This is a genomic window from Leptotrichia wadei (assembly GCF_007990545.2).
GTDB lineage: Bacteria > Fusobacteriota > Fusobacteriia > Fusobacteriales > Leptotrichiaceae > Leptotrichia > Leptotrichia wadei.
Genome location: NZ_AP019829.2, coordinates 761,477 through 782,198 on the forward strand (window position 1 = coordinate 761,477; position 20,722 = coordinate 782,198).

General features: G+C 28.2%; 23 protein-coding genes and 1 riboswitch. Of the genes, 17 read left to right on the forward strand and 6 right to left on the reverse strand.

Features of this window, described 5'->3' with window-relative positions:
- The first annotated feature begins 171 nt into the window (after positions 1-171).
- Positions 172-270: riboswitch (SAM riboswitch) on the forward strand.
- 217 nt (positions 271-487) lie between these two features.
- Positions 488-1,639, forward strand: a complete 1,152-nt coding sequence (metK, locus tag FVE73_RS03515; protein WP_018498619.1) for a methionine adenosyltransferase — start codon at positions 488-490, stop codon at positions 1,637-1,639.
- A 116-nt stretch (positions 1,640-1,755) separates the two neighbouring features.
- Positions 1,756-3,342, forward strand: coding sequence for a peptide ABC transporter substrate-binding protein (locus FVE73_RS03520; protein WP_018498620.1), 1,587 nt, complete (start codon positions 1,756-1,758; stop codon positions 3,340-3,342).
- Positions 3,343-3,453: 111 nt separating this feature from the next.
- On the opposite strand, the gene FVE73_RS03525 is transcribed toward FVE73_RS03520, so the two are convergent.
- The 6 genes from FVE73_RS03525 to FVE73_RS03550 form a co-directional block, all read right to left on the reverse strand.
- Positions 3,454-4,086: a GyrI-like domain-containing protein gene (locus tag FVE73_RS03525; RefSeq protein ID WP_018498621.1), complete on the reverse strand. Its 633-nt coding sequence runs from the start codon at positions 4,084-4,086 to the stop codon at positions 3,454-3,456.
- A 19-nt stretch (positions 4,087-4,105) separates the two neighbouring features.
- Positions 4,106-4,735, reverse strand: coding sequence for an effector binding domain-containing protein (locus tag FVE73_RS03530; protein ID WP_018498622.1), 630 nt, complete (start codon positions 4,733-4,735; stop codon positions 4,106-4,108).
- Positions 4,732-5,001, reverse strand: a complete 270-nt coding sequence (locus tag FVE73_RS03535) for a VOC family protein (protein WP_018498623.1) — start codon at positions 4,999-5,001, stop codon at positions 4,732-4,734. The genes FVE73_RS03530 and FVE73_RS03535 overlap by 4 nt, the downstream gene beginning before the upstream one ends.
- An 89-nt stretch (positions 5,002-5,090) precedes the next feature.
- Entirely contained in the window at positions 5,091-5,564 is a 474-nt protein-coding gene (locus FVE73_RS03540; RefSeq protein WP_018498624.1) for a hypothetical protein, read from the reverse strand.
- Positions 5,565-5,609: 45 nt separating this feature from the next.
- Entirely contained in the window at positions 5,610-6,506 is an 897-nt protein-coding gene (locus FVE73_RS03545; RefSeq protein ID WP_018498625.1) for a helix-turn-helix transcriptional regulator, read from the reverse strand.
- A gap of 221 nt (positions 6,507-6,727) precedes the next feature.
- On the reverse strand, positions 6,728-7,267 hold the full coding sequence (locus FVE73_RS03550) for a C40 family peptidase (protein ID WP_018498626.1): 540 nt from the start codon (positions 7,265-7,267) through the stop codon (positions 6,728-6,730).
- A gap of 260 nt (positions 7,268-7,527) precedes the next feature.
- On the opposite strand from FVE73_RS03550, the gene FVE73_RS03555 reads away from it, so the two are divergent.
- From FVE73_RS03555 to FVE73_RS03625, 15 genes are all read left to right on the forward strand, one after another.
- On the forward strand, positions 7,528-7,866 hold the full coding sequence (locus FVE73_RS03555) for a hypothetical protein (RefSeq protein WP_018498627.1): 339 nt from the start codon (positions 7,528-7,530) through the stop codon (positions 7,864-7,866).
- Positions 7,867-8,404: 538 nt separating this feature from the next.
- A complete protein-coding gene (gene mreC, locus FVE73_RS03560) occupies positions 8,405-9,310 on the forward strand; it encodes a rod shape-determining protein MreC (protein ID WP_018498628.1) in 906 nt (301 codons plus the stop codon).
- 77 nt (positions 9,311-9,387) lie between these two features.
- A complete protein-coding gene (locus tag FVE73_RS03565) occupies positions 9,388-9,927 on the forward strand; it encodes a hypothetical protein (protein ID WP_018498629.1) in 540 nt (179 codons plus the stop codon).
- Positions 9,928-9,972: 45 nt separating this feature from the next.
- Entirely contained in the window at positions 9,973-10,668 is a 696-nt protein-coding gene (gene recO / locus FVE73_RS03570) for a DNA repair protein RecO (protein ID WP_018498630.1), read from the forward strand.
- A complete protein-coding gene (locus tag FVE73_RS03575) occupies positions 10,658-11,128 on the forward strand; it encodes a PTS sugar transporter subunit IIA (RefSeq protein ID WP_018498631.1) in 471 nt (156 codons plus the stop codon). Before recO ends, FVE73_RS03575 begins: the two co-directional genes overlap by 11 nt.
- Before the next feature lie 95 nt (positions 11,129-11,223).
- Positions 11,224-11,682: a transcriptional regulator NrdR gene (gene nrdR, locus FVE73_RS03580; RefSeq protein WP_018498632.1), complete on the forward strand. Its 459-nt coding sequence runs from the start codon at positions 11,224-11,226 to the stop codon at positions 11,680-11,682.
- Between the two features lie 48 nt (positions 11,683-11,730).
- A complete protein-coding gene (locus FVE73_RS03585) occupies positions 11,731-12,000 on the forward strand; it encodes a septum formation initiator family protein (RefSeq protein WP_018498633.1) in 270 nt (89 codons plus the stop codon).
- Positions 12,001-12,069: 69 nt separating this feature from the next.
- The gene (locus tag FVE73_RS03590) at positions 12,070-12,561 is read left to right on the forward strand and encodes a hypothetical protein (protein WP_018498634.1); all 492 of its coding nucleotides are present in this window, start codon (positions 12,070-12,072) and stop codon (positions 12,559-12,561) included.
- Positions 12,562-12,575: 14 nt separating this feature from the next.
- A complete protein-coding gene (locus FVE73_RS03595; protein ID WP_036059818.1) occupies positions 12,576-14,027 on the forward strand; it encodes a S1C family serine protease in 1,452 nt (483 codons plus the stop codon).
- A gap of 145 nt (positions 14,028-14,172) precedes the next feature.
- Positions 14,173-15,336 (forward strand): ABC transporter permease, encoded by a 1,164-nt coding sequence (locus FVE73_RS03600; RefSeq protein WP_018498636.1) that lies wholly within the window; start codon positions 14,173-14,175, stop codon positions 15,334-15,336.
- Positions 15,329-16,027 (forward strand): ABC transporter ATP-binding protein, encoded by a 699-nt coding sequence (locus FVE73_RS03605; RefSeq protein ID WP_018498637.1) that lies wholly within the window; start codon positions 15,329-15,331, stop codon positions 16,025-16,027. Before FVE73_RS03600 ends, FVE73_RS03605 begins: the two co-directional genes overlap by 8 nt.
- Before the next feature lie 376 nt (positions 16,028-16,403).
- Positions 16,404-17,372: an ABC transporter substrate-binding protein gene (locus FVE73_RS03610; protein WP_018498638.1), complete on the forward strand. Its 969-nt coding sequence runs from the start codon at positions 16,404-16,406 to the stop codon at positions 17,370-17,372.
- A gap of 159 nt (positions 17,373-17,531) precedes the next feature.
- Complete coding sequence (locus FVE73_RS03615) at positions 17,532-18,503, forward strand: ABC transporter substrate-binding protein (RefSeq protein ID WP_018498639.1); 972 nt, start codon at positions 17,532-17,534, stop codon at positions 18,501-18,503.
- Between the two features lie 126 nt (positions 18,504-18,629).
- Positions 18,630-19,772, forward strand: coding sequence for an ABC transporter permease (locus FVE73_RS03620; protein WP_018498640.1), 1,143 nt, complete (start codon positions 18,630-18,632; stop codon positions 19,770-19,772).
- On the forward strand, positions 19,772-20,557 hold the full coding sequence (locus FVE73_RS03625) for an ABC transporter ATP-binding protein (protein WP_018498641.1): 786 nt from the start codon (positions 19,772-19,774) through the stop codon (positions 20,555-20,557). Before FVE73_RS03620 ends, FVE73_RS03625 begins: the two co-directional genes overlap by 1 nt.
- Positions 20,558-20,722: the final 165 nt, after the last annotated feature.

A 20,722-nucleotide genomic window follows, 5' to 3' on the forward strand; every position in this document is an offset into this window, starting at 1 on the left:
AAAGTTGTGGACTTAAATGTTGTCCTATACAATAGGGGCGGGCTGAACACGCCTAAAAGAATAAGGATAGTTGTTGTGCTATCAAACTTCTTAGAAAATTTTTAAATACTTTTAAAGATTTTAGAACCCTGCGACTTTAGTCGTGGGAGGTTCAGAGAACAATTTAATCCAAACTTATCAAGAGAGATACTAGGGAACGGCCCGTTTTGAGTATCCAGCAACCTGTAAAAACAAGGTGCTAAATCCGGCATAAAAATGCAAAGATAAGGATAAGAATTTTAATTCTCTTCCTTAGTGGAAGAGTTTTTTTTTAGATAATATACTCGAACTTGTTTAAAATAGAACTGCTAAAAATTATAAAAATCTGGGGTTTGAGTAAATAGTCATAGCTTTTGAGTTCAGTTTTAAGGTAATTTTACTATAATAATAAATTGAAAGTTTTATAAAATTAAATAAGAATAAAAAAGGAAAATTAGGAGGAAATAAAATGGCTAAAAAAATTTATTTTACATCAGAATTTGTATCACCTGGACATCCAGACAAAATTTGTGATCAAATTTCAGATTCAATATTAGATGCTTGTCTTGCAGATGATGAAACTTCAAGAGTAGCATGCGAAACATTTGCAACTACTGGACTTGTGGTTGTTGGGGGAGAAATTACAACTAAAACTTATGTAGATGTACAAAAAATTGTGAGGGATAAAATTTATGAAATCGGATATAGACCAGGAATGGGATTCGATTCAGATTGTGGCGTTATGAATGTCATTCATTCTCAATCACCTGATATTTCAATGGGAGTTGATACAGGTGGTGCTGGAGATCAGGGAATTATGTTTGGTGGAGCAGTTAATGAAACTGAAGAGTTAATGCCGCTGGCTCTTGTATTATCACGTGGAATTATTCAAAAATTGACTAAAATTACAAGAGATGGAACACTTGCCTGGGCAAGACCAGATGCAAAAGCTCAAGTTACATTGGCTTACGATGAAAACGGAAAATTATTGAATGTTGATACAGTAGTTTTATCTGTACAGCACGATGAAAATGTTACAAATGAGCAAATTGAAAAAGACTTGAAAGAACTTGTAATAAAACCTGTATTAGAAAAATATGACTTGAATATTGAAAACGTGAGAAAATTCCATATTAATCCAACTGGAAGATTTGTGATTGGAGGGCCTCACGGAGATTCTGGACTTACTGGAAGAAAAATTATAATTGATACTTATGGTGGATATTTTAGACATGGTGGAGGAGCATTTTCTGGAAAAGATCCATCCAAAGTTGACAGATCGGCAGCTTATGCAGCAAGATGGATTGCAAAAAATATTGTTGCGGCAGGCTTTGCTACAAAATGTGAAGTTCAGCTATCTTATGCGATAGGTGTTGTTGAACCTGTATCAATTCGTGTAGAAACATTTGGAACTGGGACAGTTGAAGAAACAAGAATTGAAGAGGCTGTTGCAAAATTATTTGACTTAACACCAAATGGAATCCAAAAATCGTTGAATTTGAGAAAGCCATCATTTAGATATCAAGATTTAGCAGCTTTTGGTCATATTGGAAGAACTGATATTGATTTACCTTGGGAAAAACTGGATAAAGTTGAAGAACTAAAGAAAGAATTATTATAATTAGTTTTTAAAAATATAAATGAGAGGAGAGAAAAGGATATTTATACTGGATAAATTGATTTCTAAAATGTTGTTAAAAGATATCTGAAGAATCGAGTATAAGATATTCGGCAGGAATGAAAAAAAATATATTTTTTACGTTGATAATATTTGTATTTTTATTAGCGGGGTGTTCTAAGAACAGCAAGAATAATAAAGAAACAGTAGTCTTTAATCTTGGAAGTGATTACAATACTTTGGATCCGCATTTATTTACAGAGATGATAGCAGTTCAAGTTGATTCAAGCATATATGAAGGATTATTGAGATTGGATGAAAAAGGGAATTATACGGGAGGAGTTGCCAAGAGCTTTAAGGAAAGCGGTAATAAATTGATATTCAAATTGAGAGACAATGCAAAATGGAGCAATGGTCAAAAGATAGTAGCGAATGATTTTGTCTTTGCATTTAAAAGAGTTTTAAATCCTAAGGTTGCAGCTCAATTTTCTGAGATGCTGTTTCCTATAAAAAATGCGGAAAAGTATTATAACGGAAAAGTTGGGGCAGACGCTTTGGGAGTTAAGGCAATTGATGATGAGACACTGGAAATAGAACTAGAACATCCTACAGCTTATTTCAAATATATTTTAACTTTGCCAATTTCGGTACCTCTAAATCAAAAGTTTTATGAATCTAGAGAAAATAAATATGCAGTAAAGCTGGATGACTTCTTGTTTAATGGACCATATAAAATAACAAAATTACAGGAAGAAGAGATTTTGTTAGAAAAAAATGAGGATTATTGGAATGCTAAAAATATAAAAATTCCAAAAATAAAATATGTTATTTCAAAAGACTTTAGAGTAGTTGATGATTTAATTAAAAATAAAGAAATTGATATGTCAAGAGTTGAGCCTTATAGTCTGTCAAAATATAAGAAAAATAAGGTTTTAGATACATATTTTAATGGAAGAGTCTGGTATCTTGATTTTAATTTAAGCAATAAATATTTGAAAAATTCTAAATTGAGAAAAGCTATTTCGATAGTCATTGATAGAAAGAAATATGTAAATGAAATTAAGAAAGATGGATCAATTGTTGCAAAATCAATTATAAGTAACGAAATTTCAGGATATAGTAAAAAATATAGGGAAAGTTATCCAGATAAAGATTATTTTAAAGATAATGATATTAAAACAGCTAAAAAATTGTATTTAGAAGCATTAAAAGAACTTGGAGTTAATAGATTAAGATTAAGATTGTTATCAGGAAACTCAGATCCAGAAGTAAAGGAAATACAGTTCATTCAAGAGGAATTGAGAACAAAATTAGGACTGGAGACAGATGTTTCAACTGTACCATTTAAAGAAAGATTATCAAAAACTAGATCTGGAGATTATGATACAGTATTGAATACATGGTCGCCAAAATACGATGATGCCTTATCTTATTTAGATAGATGGAAAAAAGATGATAACTTAAATATGAATGTCTGGTCTAAAGCTAAATACAATGCATTAGTAACAGAAATCTCAAAAATACCGTCTTCTAAAGAAAGAGATAAAAAAATAAATGAAGCTGAGAGAATACTGATTGATGAGAATGTAATTTCGCCACTATATTTTTCAGTAGAAAATCATTACAGAAATCCAAAGATAAAAGATGTTGTGAGAAGAAGTGTTACTGGAATTGCAGATTTCACTTATGCACATTTTTTAAAATAATATTTATATATCTTAAGGAAGAATAAAAAAACAGGATGGTAATTTTATCATCCTGTGCTGTAATTATATTTTAAGTTTATGTAAAATTTTAGACTTTCTTTTAATTTTTCCTTATTTTTTAACAGGCTGTCTTATCACTGTCTTCAGTTTATTTATATCTGCCTTTCTTGGATCACTTAAATAAATTTCATGATGATGTCTTTTATCTGTTAAATCAATACTGTACCCACTTTCTTGTACAAATTCATTCATTCTTTGAATAGTTTTGGGTTCATCATTGTAGCTTCCTATATGCATACATTGTACGCAAAGTCCTTCATTATAGCTGAAAAATTCAACTTTTGAAAAATCCTTTTTCTTTTTTTTAGTAGCACATTTTATAGCCCATTCCACATCTTCCTCTTTAATAAAATCAGGTACTCTAATTAAAGAAATCCAGTTAAATAATTCCTTGTTTAACAGATAATTTTCATTCTCTACATTTTCCTGCCACCAAAGCCCTTCTAGTGGCGGAACAACATATTCAAAAAATCCTTCAATTTTGTATTCTGTTTTATAGCTTATCTTAAGAGTGTAGGCAACTCCGTATAACATTTCAACAGCTTTTTGATATTCCCCTTCTTTCTCATTGGGATTTCCTTTTCCTCGCACTGCTATAAAATTCATTTTAGGAATTTCTATAATTTCAGGTTTTTCTGACGGTCTATAAAATTTTTTAAATTCTTTCTTAAAATCAAATGCCATAATTATCATCTCCTAGTTATTATTTTATGCTGATATAAATGTGAATTTCCATATTTTCATAATGATTACCTGCTATATATTCTTCAAAATCATAAGTATAGTTTCTTATATCAGATTTTTCCTTCCCAAATTCTTCCCAAAATTTATACCAAAATTCTCCAACAGCCTTTACAGGATCACCAAAAATCACAAATTTTGCATATCTTCCTTCGGGAATTTCTAGACTTGTCATATCTTCAGGAATTTCATCAATTTTATTTTTCACTTCACAGCCTGTAAGACAGTCGTACTCAAAGCCATTTTCATTACTGTAATTATAATAGACTCCAATAGCATTGTTATTTGTTCTGTCCTTTATATTTTTGGCACCTTTTTCAGAATACAGTTTTTCCCATAAATTTGAAATTTTTTCAGACATTGTTTCATCATCTTTCACTCTTGTTTTAAATCCAACAAGAGTTTTTTCTTTAATTTCTACTATTTCATATTTCATAATTATACCACCTTTATCAATTTGTTTGTATTGTTTTAAAAATTCTTCAGTTGGTTTTATAATCTGTATAACATCTATCAGAAGATTATCAGGACCTTCAAAAATAAAATGTCTCTGTCCCCATTCCTCATTTTGTATTTCTAGCAATATGTTCATATTTTATCTTCTGAAATCCTTTCATATATTTTATCAACATCTTCAACTTCAAAATTTAATATAATTCCTTTAGATTGTTGCCTAAATCTTTCTGGAATTGTTTCATGGTTTTTATCTATAATTGCTATCTCAAAGTTATTCTCATGTTTCAAACTGATATACCAATCGCTGACAAATGTTTCTTTAAAATTAAAATGCTTTTTTATAAAATTTCCTGTTTCCTCTATGTTATTACTTAAAATTACAGGATAAAAACTATTTAACATAAAAATTCCTCCTCTTTAAAATTTTCTATAGATATTATAATACAAAAAATATGACATCAGTATGTCATATTTATAATGATATTATTTATTTATTCTTCAGCATAGTTTTCTAATTTTACAATTTTAGGTTTTTCTGCTGAAATAATGTCAACTACATGATTCCATGAAAGAATTCCATAGTGTGTGTATTTGTCACCAAACATATCATAATAAAAAGTAATATTTTCTACCATTTTAAGATATGAAGAATTTTTAATTATTGTGAAATACTCTCCTAAAACGTTACTGTTTTCATCAGGATATGCAAAAGATTCATTTCTAGTTTGATACATTATATAGCTTTCAAATGTTATCTCATAAATTTCATTATAGTCGATCAAAATAGGATAAGCTTTTTTTAATATTTCATCAAGATCTTTATTTCCTGCATTACTCGCTTCAGAACCTTTTTCTCCAGAATAAGGGAGAGAAACTATTATTTTTAATACATTATCTACATTGTCATTTATATTTAAAATATATGGCATATTATTATTTTTATATTTTTTACCAAATTTTATCATTTTTTTACTCCTATTAAAAAATTAAGATAAGGATAACTATTATTTTTAAACATAATTTTCCTTCATTTTTGAAATTTTTTCAAACAAAATTTTCTTTATTCTCTCTGGTTCTTTCACTTTCAAATGTTCTCCAAAAGATAGAAGATAGCCGTAAATCCATTCATTTTCAGGATATTCCATTATAATTTCAAAATCGCCATTTTCCATTTTGTTTATACTCTCTTCAGAAAATTCATCATAGACACGGTATGCTTGTGATTTGTCTATTTCGACTATGATTTTTATATTTTCTACCGTATTTTTCTTGTTATTTATTTCAAAGTCTTTGATTGTTTTTTCAAAATATTCGTTTGTTAAAGTTAGATTTTTAATTCTTGTTATTTTAAATTGACGAATATCATTTTTTTTGTGGCAATAGGCAAATAAGTACCAGGCTTTTTCCTTAAACCATAAAGTCAGGGGATCTGCAGTTCTTTCAGAATGCTTACCTTTTGTATTGAAGTAGTCAAATTTTACAGTTTGTTTAGTCAATATTGCTTCTTTTAATTTTTCAAATAGGGTATTGTCGTCATCATTGTTGTACCTTGAGAAATCTATTTTTATCCAGTCGTCTGCTTTTTGATTGAAAATGGCACTTAATTTTGAGAGAGTTTTATCGTTGTTGAAGTAGTTTGTGGCATTTAGGCTTTGGAGGGCATAAAGTATTTCGTTTTGTTCCTTTTGGGAAAGCAGGGATTTATTCATTATGTAGTTATCCATTAATTTTATTCCGCCATGTTTTCCTCTTTGAAAATAGATAGGAATACTAGCGGAAGCGAGAATATCAATATCCCTATAAATTGTTCTTATGGACACTTCAAAATGTGCAGCAAGCTCTTTTGCAGTAATTGTCCTTTTTTCAAGTAATAAATATATAATTTCAAATAATCTGTTAATTTTCATAATGCTTTTACTCGCTCCTTAAATAAATTTTATTTAAAAAATAAGGATTATATTTTATTTCTTTTGATTTTTTATAAAAAAAGGAGTATTATCTCCTCAGTTGAGATAAAACTCCTCATTCCAAAGTTTTTTTTAAAATCGATTAATGATTTTTTTTTGTTCTTGTGTGTACAAGAATTTATGTAAAGAATATATTTATTTATAAGAAATTAATTCATAAATTAACTAAATGGATTAATTGCCCATCTAAATGTCTTGTTGTAAAAATTACTGTCTAAACTAGAAACTGTTACTCTTCTACTTCCAGAAGAAGCGTGAATAAACTGTCTATTACCCATATAGATACCTACGTGAGAAATACGACCTTTTCCAGTTGTTTCAAAAAATACCAAATCGCCTTTCGTCATATTCATTGATGAAATTCTTGGTTTAAATGTTGCTTGTGAACTTGAAACTCTAGGCAAGCTTACATTAGCAGCTTTTTTGAATACGTAACCAACGAAGCCTGAACAATCAAATGTATTCGGACCAGTTGCTCCCCAAACATATGGTGAACCTAATTTTGTTTGCGCAAATGAGATAATTTGATCTCTTACAGCTGTTGAAGCAGCTCCACTACTTGTCACCTCTTGTCTTGGTTTTGATACAACAGTTAAATCTATAGTTTTGTTACTATAGTGATTTTTGATTGTGCTTTCTAAATCTGCAAATGATACAGCAGATATAATCAAAGCTCCAGCTAGCATCAATATTTTTTTCATTATAACCTCCAATCTACCTTTGAACTTTGGTACATTTATTATAACAATGTTTACTTTAATTTAGATTTTTTTTAACTTAATTTTTTATTAATTTGAAAAATTAAAGTGAATAAGATTATTAATTTTAAGAAAATCAATGAATTTAAAGAGTAGCTAAAAATTTTTTTCTTGAAGTTTTTGAAGAATATTGATATAATACAAGTAAAGTTAGAATTATTATTAAAATATAATAAAATAAGTAATCATGAAAGGATGATGAGATGAAAAAGTTTATTTTAATTGGAGTTGCGGCTATTTCAATATTGGCAGCTGCTGATGTAAATACAAAAAAAATTCTTGAAGAATACAGAAAAGAGGCTCTTAAAAGAGAGGCAGCACCAAAGCCTGAAAAGATTATAAAAAAAAGAATTAATGTAGATTCTATAACTGGAACTTCTGGAACAGCTGTTGAGGATGAAAATGTTGCAGTTGAAGTTGTGGAAGAAGGAACACAGGCAACTCCAGATATAATCGAAAAGGTAAATTTTTATTTAAGAAATAATCCTGAAAAACGTCAAAAACTTGAAAGACGTTATAGAGCTGTTGTTGGTCAAGAATAAATTTTTGAAAAAGGGTACTTATCTAAGAGTACCTTTTTGTTATTTTTAGAAAAAATTTGTTTAACAAAAGATAGCAGAAAGTCATAGGATTTCTATAAGTTGAAGTAGTTTATTTTCTAAAATTATTAGTGAAAGTAATTTTTTAAGACAGTATAATACTATTCCTCGTTTAAAAAGCGGATATTTATTTTAATTATTTGAAAATAAATATTAGGTTCAATCTGCAAAAAGATTTATAATATATTTGTTATTCAAATGGAGTTTAGTATAAAAGTATAAAATAGATATTTTGAGATTTAAGTGGTTTTATCATATAAAAAAATAAATTATAAAAACACTTGATATAATGTATGTTATATGATATTATAATAATATCGCTTTAAAGCTGAAATCACATAATTTTTATCATTTTTAAATTTCTATTTCTTAGTAATTTTTTTAAAAATATGTTTTTTACGGCTTAATTTTAGGGCATTTTTATTGTGAATTGACATTAAATGATGACCTTGAAATAAAAAAATGAGAGGATTAAATAATAATGGATTTTTCTGAAAAAAAAGGTACAGGTAGAACAATTTTAATTATAATAATTATAGTAATAATATTATTTGCTTTTAAAAATAGAATTACAAGTTCATTTACGTTTTTAGATGGAGTAACTCAGGCAGTAAATTTCAGATTGGTAAAGGTTAAAAGTATGCTTTATACTCAAATTCTGAAATTAAAATCGAGAATTAATGATATTAGTTATATAGAAGAATATGTTGAAAATAATAAAAACAGGGATTTTGAGTTACAAAAAAATAAAGTTCAAAATATGGAGTTTGCATATTTAAAGGGAGAAAATGAAAAATTACGACAAATGTTGGAAATGCGTCAAAAAAATCCATCTGAGTTTATAGCGGCAGATGTGGCACTTGTGGAAAGTGGAAATTCGTCAGAAAAAATGTATATAAATAAGGGATCAGCTCAAGGTATAAAAATAAATTTACCAGTAATGTTTAATGGATACCTTATTGGAAAAGTTTCCAAAGTAAGTGATGAATATTCAGAAGTAACGTTATTAACAAGTAAAACTTCCAAATTAAGTGTCGTACTAAATGGAACCGATCAGCAAATTTTGCGTGGGAATGGAAATGGAACTTTTTCTATCTTAAATTATAATGAAGGAAAAGTTGACAAAAATACAGTATTCGATGTAGAAACTTCAGGAGTAAGTGATATTTTACCAAGAGGATTAAAAATAGGAAGTTTAAAAGTAACAAATTTAAATGATTTTAACAAAATGAAAGAAATAAGATTTAAGCCAAGCTTTAATGTATTTGATATTCAAAGTGTGCTAGTTTATAAGTGGAGTGTTAATGATGTAATTAATACTCATATACAAAATCAGGTAAAAGCTGAAGAAGAACAACAAAACAAAGAAAATTCACAAATAAATTAAAGAAAGTTGTATTAAGATATACAAAATAGTATAAGTGTATAGACTATTTTAAAAATAAAAAAGAGGTGAGTTTAGTTATGTTAAGACAATTAACGGTAGCAAAAAAAGTTATATTATTATTTTTATTGGTTTCAGTATTTTCATTTTCTAAGGATTTTTGGGAAAAAAGAAATTTTACGGTAAATGTTACTGAAGATGCGACGATTAACGGAAGAAAAAGAAGTAAAAGCTATGTAATGGCATATAATTCAGGAACAATGAAGTTGACAATTACAGCACCAAGTGTAAATAAAGGAGAAGTTTATACTTTTAGTGGAAGTAAAAAAACGATTTACTATCCAAAATTAAAACAGACTGTTACTCAAAGAGTTGAAAAAAGTGAAGCAAGTATATTATCTGTGTTTAACAAATTAAGAGGTATAACTTCTAAAAAGACGCAAACTAGAAACGGAGATACGTTTACATTCTCAAATAATTGGCTAACTGCAATAAGAAGTAATGGAAATACTGTAAACTTTAGTGATTACAAGTCTTCAAATGGATATTATTTTCCAACAAAGATTTCTGTAAAAGATGGAAGTTCACAAATAATTTATAGATTATCAAATTTTAGATAATTAGTACTTTATAAAGTAAAAAATAAGAAATGTGAAACGTAGAATATGAAAATAATAAAAACAAATTGTATTGTTTTAAAAAAAAAGGAAATGAAAGAGGCGGATTTATTAGTAACACTTTTTAGTAAATATTATGGGAAGATTATGGCAACAGCTTATGGTATTCGAAAATCTAAAAAAAGAAATATTGTTTCTTTAAATCCGCTAAATGAAGTTGAAATTACACTTCTTCAAAGAAATAACTACTATGTTGTGAAAGACGTAGAAATTATAAAAAATTTTAAAAATATTTTGAAAAATATTGAGAAATTGGAAATATCATTGTATATACTGGATAGTATAGATAAAATTTATTATATGACTGAGGAAAATGGAGATTTTTTTGATAAATTAGTAGAGATATTAAGTTTTATTGATGCTCTTCCATACGTGAAAAAAGGATATAAATATTATGTTACGTTATCATTTTTGAGGAGAATAATGATAGAACATGGAATTTATGATATAAATGAAATTAGTATTATGATCGGAAAAAATAAAGAGGAAAATATACAAAAGTATAGGGAACTTTTGAAAATTCAAAGAAATAGTGCGAATATGAATGAAACTCAGGAAAAAATGGAAAATTATATAAGTTTTTTAAAAAAAATGATTGTAATTTTTGAAAATTTTATAAATAGAAATTTGCAGACTGAATTAGAAATAAGGAAATTTATTATGGAGGAATTTTATGGAAACTAAAAATATTGCTGACTATATCAAAGTGGATACAATAAATCTAAATTTAGAATCAAAAAATAAAAGTGCGATAATTAAAGAGTTATATAATAATTTGAAAAAGACAAATTTAATAAAAGATGAAGAATTAGGATTGAATGATATTTTTGCAAGAGAAGAAATGGGATCAACTGGAATTGGAAGAAAAATTGCATTGCCACATGCTAAGACAAAAGCTGTTGATGAATTGATAGCGACTTTTGGAATTTCGAGAAACGGGATAGATTATGAATCACTAGATAATGAAAATGTAAATATCTTTTTCATGTTTTTGTGTCCGGAAGATAAGACACAGGAATATTTGAAAGTATTGGCGAGAATATCGAGATTGATAAGGAAAGATAGATTTATAGATAATTTGCTAAAGGCTGGATCAAACAAAGAAATTATTGAAATTATTCGAGATGAAGAAATAAATGGATAGTAAAAATAAAGATTTATAATTTTTTTCAGTTAATAGTAGATGTCGTTAATTAAAATAAGAAAATAAAGAGATTCAGAAAGATAAGGGTAAAAATTATGAGATGTCCATTTTGTGGTTATGAAAACACGAAGGTTATTGATAGTCGTGCCTATTTTGAAGGAAACTCAATTAAGCGACGACGTGAATGTGAAAAATGTGGAAAAAGATTTACAACTCATGAAAAAGTTGCTGAATTGTCATTAATTGTAATAAAGAAAAGTGGAATAAAGCAGCCCTATTCACGTGAGAAGGTCTATAATGGGATTGTCAGAGCATTTGAAAATCGTAATATTGATATTGAAAAAATTGAAGAAACGATTGACAAGATTGAACGTGAGATATTGACGGAATACTCAGGAGAGATAAAATCTAGTGAATTGGGAGAAAAAATACTTTCATATCTAATAAATTTAGATGAGATTGCTTATGTAAGATTTGCTTCTGTTTATAAAAAATTTGATAGTTTGGATAGTTTTATAAAAGAAATTGAAAAAATAAGAAAAGATAAAAAATAAACTAAGAATAAAAATGAGAAAAATTAATAAATCAAAATAGGAGGAATAATGAAAAAACTACAATTTATTGGGAATTTTATATTTTTTAGTTTAGTAGTTTATTTTATGGGACAAAGTGTGAATGTATTTTTGGGGAAAAAGGCTATGCTGGCTAGTTTAACTACTACAGATAATGAGATAAAAGAACTCCAAAATAGAAAAAATAAATTACTAGCTCAGAAAAAAAATTCAGATGAAGACGAAAAGAATGAAAAGTATGCAAGAAATAATTTGAATTTAAAAAAAGAAGGAGAAGAAATTTATAAAACTACAGAATAATTTGTTTTAAGTAATTTTTTAAAATTATTATACTTTATTTTTATAAATCATGTAATGATGAACAATTTTATGAATATAGAAAATTTAAAAAATAAACTTGATAAATATGAAATAAAAGATGAGAAAAGTAAGTATATTTTTAGAGCAAACTTTAAATATATGATTTCGTCATCTATTTTTTTTATAATAATTGCTGCTATAGCGATTCATTCACTTTATAAAGGAATTAGCGGAGCTGAAAGACTTACGTTCATAAAAATTATTTTTATTGTGATTCTTTTGGGATATGTTGTAGTAGCTGTATTTCTTTTGTTTAATTTTAAGATTGTAATTGAAAATAATGAAATATTTTTGAGAAAAATACACATTAGTATGGAAAATATTGAAAGTGCAAGTGTAAAAATAATGAGAGTAAATTCAAGTAAAGTAGATAAATTCTTGGAAATAATAACGAAAGATAAGAAAAAGATACAGATTAGATTGAATATAAATAATGAATTATTATTTTTAAAATTAATACAAAATCAAATTGGAGAAAAAATGGATATTCAAAGTATTTGAGAAAGGTTTGGGATATGGATATAAAAAAAATAGTTTTTATAATAAACTTGCTTTTGTGTGGATTTATTTTTGCTGATGATAGTTCAGTAAAAAAGGCACTTGTTAAAGTTTATGCTGCACATCAGATGTTTAATTATGCTTCCCCTTGGCAAAATGGGCAGGATTTTAATTCAACAGCGACAGGATTTATTATAGATGGAAATAGAATTATTACAAATGCTCATGCTGTATTAAATGAAAAATTTCTGCAAGTTAGAAAAGAAGGAGATTCTAGGAAATATAAGGCAAATGTTAAATTTATTTCGGAAGAATATGATTTGGCAATGATTGATGTGGAAGATAAGGCATTTTTTAATGGAACGACTACATTGAAATTGGGAGCGCTTCCAAAAATTGAAGATAATCTTACGGTTTACGGATATCCGCTTGGTGGGGATAAACTTAGTACGACTAGAGGGATTGTTTCGAGAATGGAGCATAATACATATACTTTGACAAATCAAAAATTTTTGATTGGACAGACTGATGCTGCAATTAATAGTGGAAATAGCGGAGGACCAGTTTTAAGTAATGGAAGAGTTGTGGGAGTTGCTTTTGCTGGACTTACACAAGCTGATAATATTGGATATTTTATTCCTGTTAATATACTTAATAACTTTTTAGACGATATAAAAGATGGAAATTACGATGGACCTCCAAAATTGGGAATACAATGGGCAAAATTGGAAAGTACGTCACAACGTAAAATGCTGGGATTGAAAAATGACTCAAAGGGTATTATTATAAAAAAGGTTTTTCAAAATTCACCATTTAATGGAGTTTTGAAAAGAGGTGATGTGTTGTTAAAATTAGACGGGAAAGATATTGAATCAGATGGGACAGTAGAATTTCGTAAAAATGAAAAGACAGATTTTAACTTTGTGAATCAAGAAAAGAAATATGGACAAAATTTAAGTTATGAAATTATAAGAGATAAAAAAATTGAAAAGGGTCAAGTGACGCTAAAGAAAACAGATATAAAATATAGTGTTGTAAAAAGTACAAAGCTGCAGGAAGCTCCTTCGTATTATATTTATGGTGGATTGATTTTTGAGCCGCTTACAACAAATTATATCACATCAGTTTCACAAGAGCATCCTACAGATACTTTGCCTGCAATTTATGACAGGGAGGAATTATTTAAGGATTATGATGGACTTGTTATATTGGTTAGAGTCCTTCCATTTGATGTAAATTTAGGGTATTCAGATTTGGAAAACAAAATTATTACGAAAATTAATGGGGAAAAATATAAGGATTTTAATGACTTTGTAAAAAAAGTTAAAAATACAAATAGTGAATTTGTCATTTTTGAAGATGAGGAAGGGAATGAAATTGTGCTAGATGTGGCAGAAGTTAAGGCCCAAAAAGAGGCACTTATGGAGAATTATAATATTTCACATGAAATGTCAAGTGATGTAAAATAATAGGATTATTTGAAAGTTATATGGATTAAAAATTCAATAAATAAAAATTATGAAATAAGGAAGTCTTAATTTTATGTTGAAGTGAAAGATATTGGGTTACTGAATCATAATTTAATAGATGAGAAGGGAGGAACAAAATAAAAATATGGTAGAATTTTTTATTGCATTTAGACATATTGTTGAAAGAAAATTTCAAAGTATATTTTCAATACTAGGAGTAGCTATTGCAGTAACAGTTTTTATTGTTTCAATGACTATTTCAAATGGATTGAATAAAAATATGATAAATTCGTTATTAACAATGAGTCCACATATTTTAATAAAAAATAAAAAAACAACTTTTTTTGAAAATTTTGGTGAAACTGTAGAAAATATAAAAAAAATTAAAGGTGTAAAGGCTGTTATTCCTCAAATGAATAGCCAGTCAATATTAAAAAACGAAGGTTTGGCAAAAGGTGTATTGGCTGATGGAATTAGCCCAGAAAATGTAAAAAATGAGCTTAATTTGAGAATAGTGAAGGGAAATAACAATATTTCAGAACTTAATTCAGTTTTGATTGGTGAACAGCTGGCTAACGAAATGGATTTGAAAGTTGGAAAGGAAATAAGTATTGTATCAGCTGAAAATAAAGAGATAAAACTTATTGTAAGAGGAATTTTTAAAACGGGATTTTTAGATTATGATTCAAATCTTGTGATTGTACCTTTGGAAACAATGCAGATTTTGTCAGATCAAGGGAAAGTGGCAACAGAAATTGGAATTAAAATTGAACATCCAGAAAGAGTTGATGAGGTGTTAAATCAAGTGAGAAATGCTGTAGATCCCAAAGAATACGGTGTGATAAGCTGGAAAACAATAAATCAAAATTTATTAAAGGCGGTACAATTTGAAAAATTTGTATTAATTGCTATTTTAAGCTTGCTTTTGATTATTGCAAGTTTTGCTGTATCGGTAATTTTGAATATGATTGTGCGGGAAAAAATAAAGGATATTGGAATTTTGAAATCAATTGGATATACAAATAAAAATGTACGAAGAATTTTTACAATAGAAGGCTTAATAATTGGAGTTTTTGGAATGATTTTGGCGAGTTGTTTATCTCCACTTGTGCTGATAGCTTTGAAGGCATTATTTAAAGAATATATGAAAGGTGGGACTTATTATTTAGAAGAATTACCACTGTATATTTCACAAAAGGAACTTTTGATTATTTATGGTGTAACATTTGTCGTTGTATTTTTATCAACAATTTTTCCAGCAGCAAGAGCAGCAAGATTAAAACCTGTGGAGGCGTTAAAATATGAATAAAATAATAGAATTAAAAAATGTCAATAAAATTTATAAGACGAAAGTTGAAAATATTCATATCCTGAAAAATATAAATTTGGCCTTTAATAAAGGTGATTTTATTTCAATTCAAGGTAAATCAGGAAGCGGAAAAACTTCACTTTTAAATATATTGGGACTTTTGGATGAGCCAACTGATGGAGAAATTTACATTGGTGGAGAAAAAATTCATTATAGGGATGAGAAGGCTAAAACAGCCATAAGAAATGAAAAAATAGGATTTGTATTTCAATTTCACTATTTGTTAAATGAATTTACAGCACTTGAAAATGTTATGATGCCTGCACTTATTAATAAAAATATGAATAAAAATGGAATTAAAAAAAAAGCAAAGGAGCTGCTGGCACTTGTAGGACTTGCAAAACGGACAAAACATAAGCCAATGGAACTTTCAGGTGGAGAAAAGCAACGGGTGGCAATAGCAAGGGCGATGATTAATGATCCTGATATAATACTGGCTGATGAACCGACTGGAAATTTAGACACAGAAACAAGTAATCTTATAAATGAATTGTTTATGAAAATAAATAAAGAAAGAAATCAGTCAATTATAATAGTTACTCATAGTTTAGAACTGGCTAATTTGGCAACTTATAAATATAAAATTGAAAATGGCGAATTTAATATGATTTTACCAACAATACAGTTTTAGTTATATATAAAATTCAAATAATAAATTTATTATACAAGGGGGGTATAATCTCTTATTTCCAAATAAATAAGTATGGTTTTTATAAGAATTAGTTTAGTACAAAAAGGTTTAGGAAATAAAAAATAATCAAAAAAGTAATAAAAAAGAAAATAATAATTTGATTTAAAGCAAAAAAAATGGTATTATTTTTATTGCAGAAGGAAATATTATTCGCTATATTATTTTAACGAATATTGGCAAGAAATATCTGATTTTTACAAGTGGAGCAGTTTTTGCTGTGGTTAACAGGTAATATTAAAATGAGGCTAAAGTTCTTTGTTAAATGTTCAAATATAGTGAAAAAATTGTAGGATAGTAGGAAAGAGAGGAAAAATTTATGAAAAAATTGTTGATTTTGGCAAGCGCTTTGATGCTTATGGTTTTGAGTTGCGGGAATTCTGGAAGTGAGAGTAAAAGTAGCGGGAATGCTGGGACAGGCTCTAAGAAGTATAGAATTGGGATTACGCAGATTGTATCACATCCAGCACTTGATAGTGCGAGAGAAGGGTTTAAGGCTGCATTTAAGGAAGCGGGAGTTAATGCTGAATTTGATGAAAAGAATGCAAATGGAGAAACAACTAATTCAAATCTGATTGCTAATAATTTTGTCAGTTCGAAGGAAGATTTGATATTTGCGATTGCGACAAATGCGGCTCAATCGGTTTCACAAGCTACGAATGATATACCTGTGGTGTTTGCGGCAATTACAGATCCACAGTCTGCAGGGATTTTGAAGAATAATGTAACTGGTGTAAGTGATAGAATGGATGTAAAGCAGCAGCTAGAATTATTGAAAAAAATAGGTCCAAATATAAAAAATGTTGGTGTAATTTATAATTCTTCAGAACAAAATTCAAAAATCCAAGTGGAAGATTTGAAAAAGGCCGCAAAGGAACTGGGATTGAATATTGTTGAAAAAAGTGTTGTACAGGCAAATGAGATACCTCAAACAGTGGATAATTTAGTGAGAGAGGCAGATGCTATTTATTTGCCGACAGATAATCTTGTGGCTTCAGTTGTGAGTTTGATTACAGATAAGGCAACTGCAGCTAAAAAAATAGTATTTGGTGCGGAAGCGGCTCACGTTAAAGGCGGAGCATTGATTACACAAGGTGTAAGTTATTATGAAATTGGAAAAGAAGCTGGTAAAATGGCAATTGAGATTTTGAAAAATGGTAAAAAACCAAGCGAAATTAAATTTAAAACAATGCCTCTTAATGAAATTGTAGTAAATGGAAAAACACTTGCAGCACTTGGAATTTCATTACCTGAAGATGTGAAGTCTAAAGCTAAAATGGTTCAATAGAATAAAAAATTCGTAATACTAAGTTTAATATATTTGTTCGAATTATATAGCTTTTAAATTATTATAGCAAGGAGTCACGCCCCTTGTTAAAAAAGATTATTAAACATATTTTATAAAAATATAAACAAAGAAATGTGATTCGGAGAGAAAGGAAATAGAATGAAAAAGATACTGTTAATGATGATAGGTATATTAATGTTGGCATGTGGAAATAGTAATGATACTGTTAATGGGAAAAAAGATTCAAAGGACTCTGGAAATAAACAAGTTTATAAAATCGGAATAACTCAATTTATGGAACATCCATCACTTAATTTGACAAAGGAAGGATTTAAGGCTGCATTTAAAGAAGCTGGAATAAATGCAGATTTTGATGAAAAAAATGCAAATGGGGAAGTTACAAATGCAAATTTAATTGCTACAAATTATAAGGCGGATAAAAAAGATCTTGTATTTGGTATTGCTACACCATCGGCACAAGCACTTGTAAATAATATTTCAGATATCCCTGTATTATTTTCAGCAGTAACTGATCCAGCAAGTGCAAAACTTTTAAATCCAAATGTTACTGGAACAAGTGATAAATTGGAAAATGTTGCAGCTCAATTTGATTTACTGTTAAAAATAAAACCTGGAACTAAGAAAATTGGAGTTTTATATAATCCATCAGAACAAAATTCAGCAGTTCAAGTTCAAGAAATTCAAAAAATTGCTAAACAAAAAAATATAGAAGTTGTATTGCAAGGTATAAACAACTTTGGTGAATTGGCACAAGCTACTAAAAATCTATTGGGGTCAACTGATGCATTGTATTTGCCGACAGATAATCTTGTAGTGTCTGGAATGAATTTGATTGCATCAGAGGCTGTTAATGCTAGAAAACCTGTAGTTGTAAGTGAAAATTCTTCAGTAAAAGAGGGAGCATTGTTTACAATGGGATTAGATTACTATGCATTGGGAAAACGTACTGGAGAAATGGCAATTGAAATCCTTAAAGGAAAACCTGTTTCTCAAATTCCTTTTGAAACTTCAAAACAAATGAAACTTTATGTAAATAGCAAAACAGCACAAGCATTGGGATTAGATGTGAAAAATCCTGCATTTAGTGGAGCTGAGTTTGTAGGAAAATAAGATAAATACTGTTTAGTAAGAGTTTTTGAAGAGTTTATAATGAAACACTATTTAAATCAGAAAGTAAAAATAAAAAAAGTTACTGAATAGATTTAATAATTTTTAAAGAAAGAGAGAAAAAGGTAGATGAATGAACTATTAGTATTTTTACAGAGTCTTCCTGAGGCTTTTAAAACAGGATTTATATATTCAATAATGGTAATGGGAGTGTATTTGACTTATAAAATATTAGATTTTCCTGATATGTCGGTGGATGGGACATTTCCATTGGGAGGATTTGTATTTGCAGCATTTGCACTTTCTAAAAATGGATTTTTGGGGATAACAAGTCCTGTTATGGGATTGGTTTTAGCTGTTATTTGTGGAATGGTTGCAGGATATGTAACTGGAGCATTGCATGTTTATTTAAAAATTAATGGACTACTTTCAGGAATTTTGGTAATGACGGGGCTTTATAGTATAAATTCTAGAATTGTTGGAATGCCAAATGTATTTATTACACCAGATAGAAGTATTTATGAAATAATTTCATATAAAAAGGATTTTATACCTTTTGTAATTATATTTGTGATTTTACTTGTATTAAAGGGGCTTTATGATTATAAAATTAAAGAAAATAAATATATGATTAGAACACTTGCTGTTTATATAATTTTTACAATTGCATTAATAATTTATGTGGTAAAAACACAAGATGTAAAACTTATGCTTACAGTATTAATTGCATTTATTATAAAAATGATAATTGATTATATTTTAACTTCTAAATTTGGTTTTGCACTAAGGGCATTGGGAAATAATGAGCAGCTCGTGGTAAGTCTTGGGGTAAATGAAAAAAGATTGAAAATATTTGGACTAATGCTTGCGAATGGAGTTGTGGCATTGTCTGGGGCATTGTTTGCACAAAATATTAAAGTTGCGGATTTGCAGTCGGGAGTTGGAACGATTGTTATTGGTCTTGCAGCTATAATTCTTGGACTTGGAGTAATGAAAAAATCCCGTGTAATAAATGAAGTTTCAATTGTTACAATAGGATCGCTTATGTATTATTTTATAATAAACTTGGCATTAATGTCAAATAGCTGGACAAGAAGTATTTATGAAAGTCTTCACTTTAGTGATGATGTTATAAAAATACTTGAAGTTAAACCGACAGATGTAAAAGTGATAACAGCAGTAATTTTGGCGGTAATTTTGTGGAATGAACTTATTAATAAATCTAAAAAAGGTAAGAAAAAAGTAAAATTAATTGAGAAGGGAGAAGCGTAATGATAGAATTAAGAAATTTATATAAAACTTTCTTCTCTGAATTGGGAACAGAAAAACAAGTATTCAAAGGATTAAACTTTACAATAAATGATGGAGATTTTATAACAATTATTGGAAGTAATGGTGCAGGAAAATCGACACTTTTGAATGTATTGAACGGACAAGTTATTCCAGATGGTGGAAATGTGATTTTAAATGGAAAGGACATAACAAATGTCGTTCAGCATAAAAGAGCAAAATGGATTTCACAAGTTTATCAAAATCCAACAATGGGAACAGCTCCTTCAATGACAGTATTAGAAAATTTATCAATGGCTAAAAACAAAGGAAAAAGATTCAATTTTACATTTGGGCTAGATGTAAAAAATATAGAATTTTATAAAAAACAATTGGAAAGTTTAGGACTTGGGCTGGAAAATCAGCTATATACACAGGTAGGATTGCTTTCAGGTGGTCAAAGACAATGCTTGTCATTAATAATGGCAACTTTAAACCGTCCAGATATATTACTGCTAGATGAACATACAGCGGCACTTGATCCGCAAACTTCAGAAATAATTTTGGAAAAAACAAAGGAAATTATTGAAAAAAATAACATAACAAGCTTGATGATAACACATAATATGCAAGATGCCATAACTTATGGAAATAGACTAATTATGCTTCACGCAGGAGAAGTAATTTTTGATATAAAAGGTGAAGAAAAGAAAAAATTAACGGTGGAAAAACTGCTTGAAATGTTTAGAACAAAAGATGCAAAATTATCTGATAAGGATATATTTTAGAATTGAATAGTATTTAAAACATAATCTAGTGAGCTGGATGATTAAAGAGTTCCAGATTATGTTTTTTTTATTGTAAAAATTATATATTTAATTTTTTCTATTTGAACTGCATTCTTATCTATGATAAAATAATATAAATAGTAACAATAATTAAAAAGGGGAATT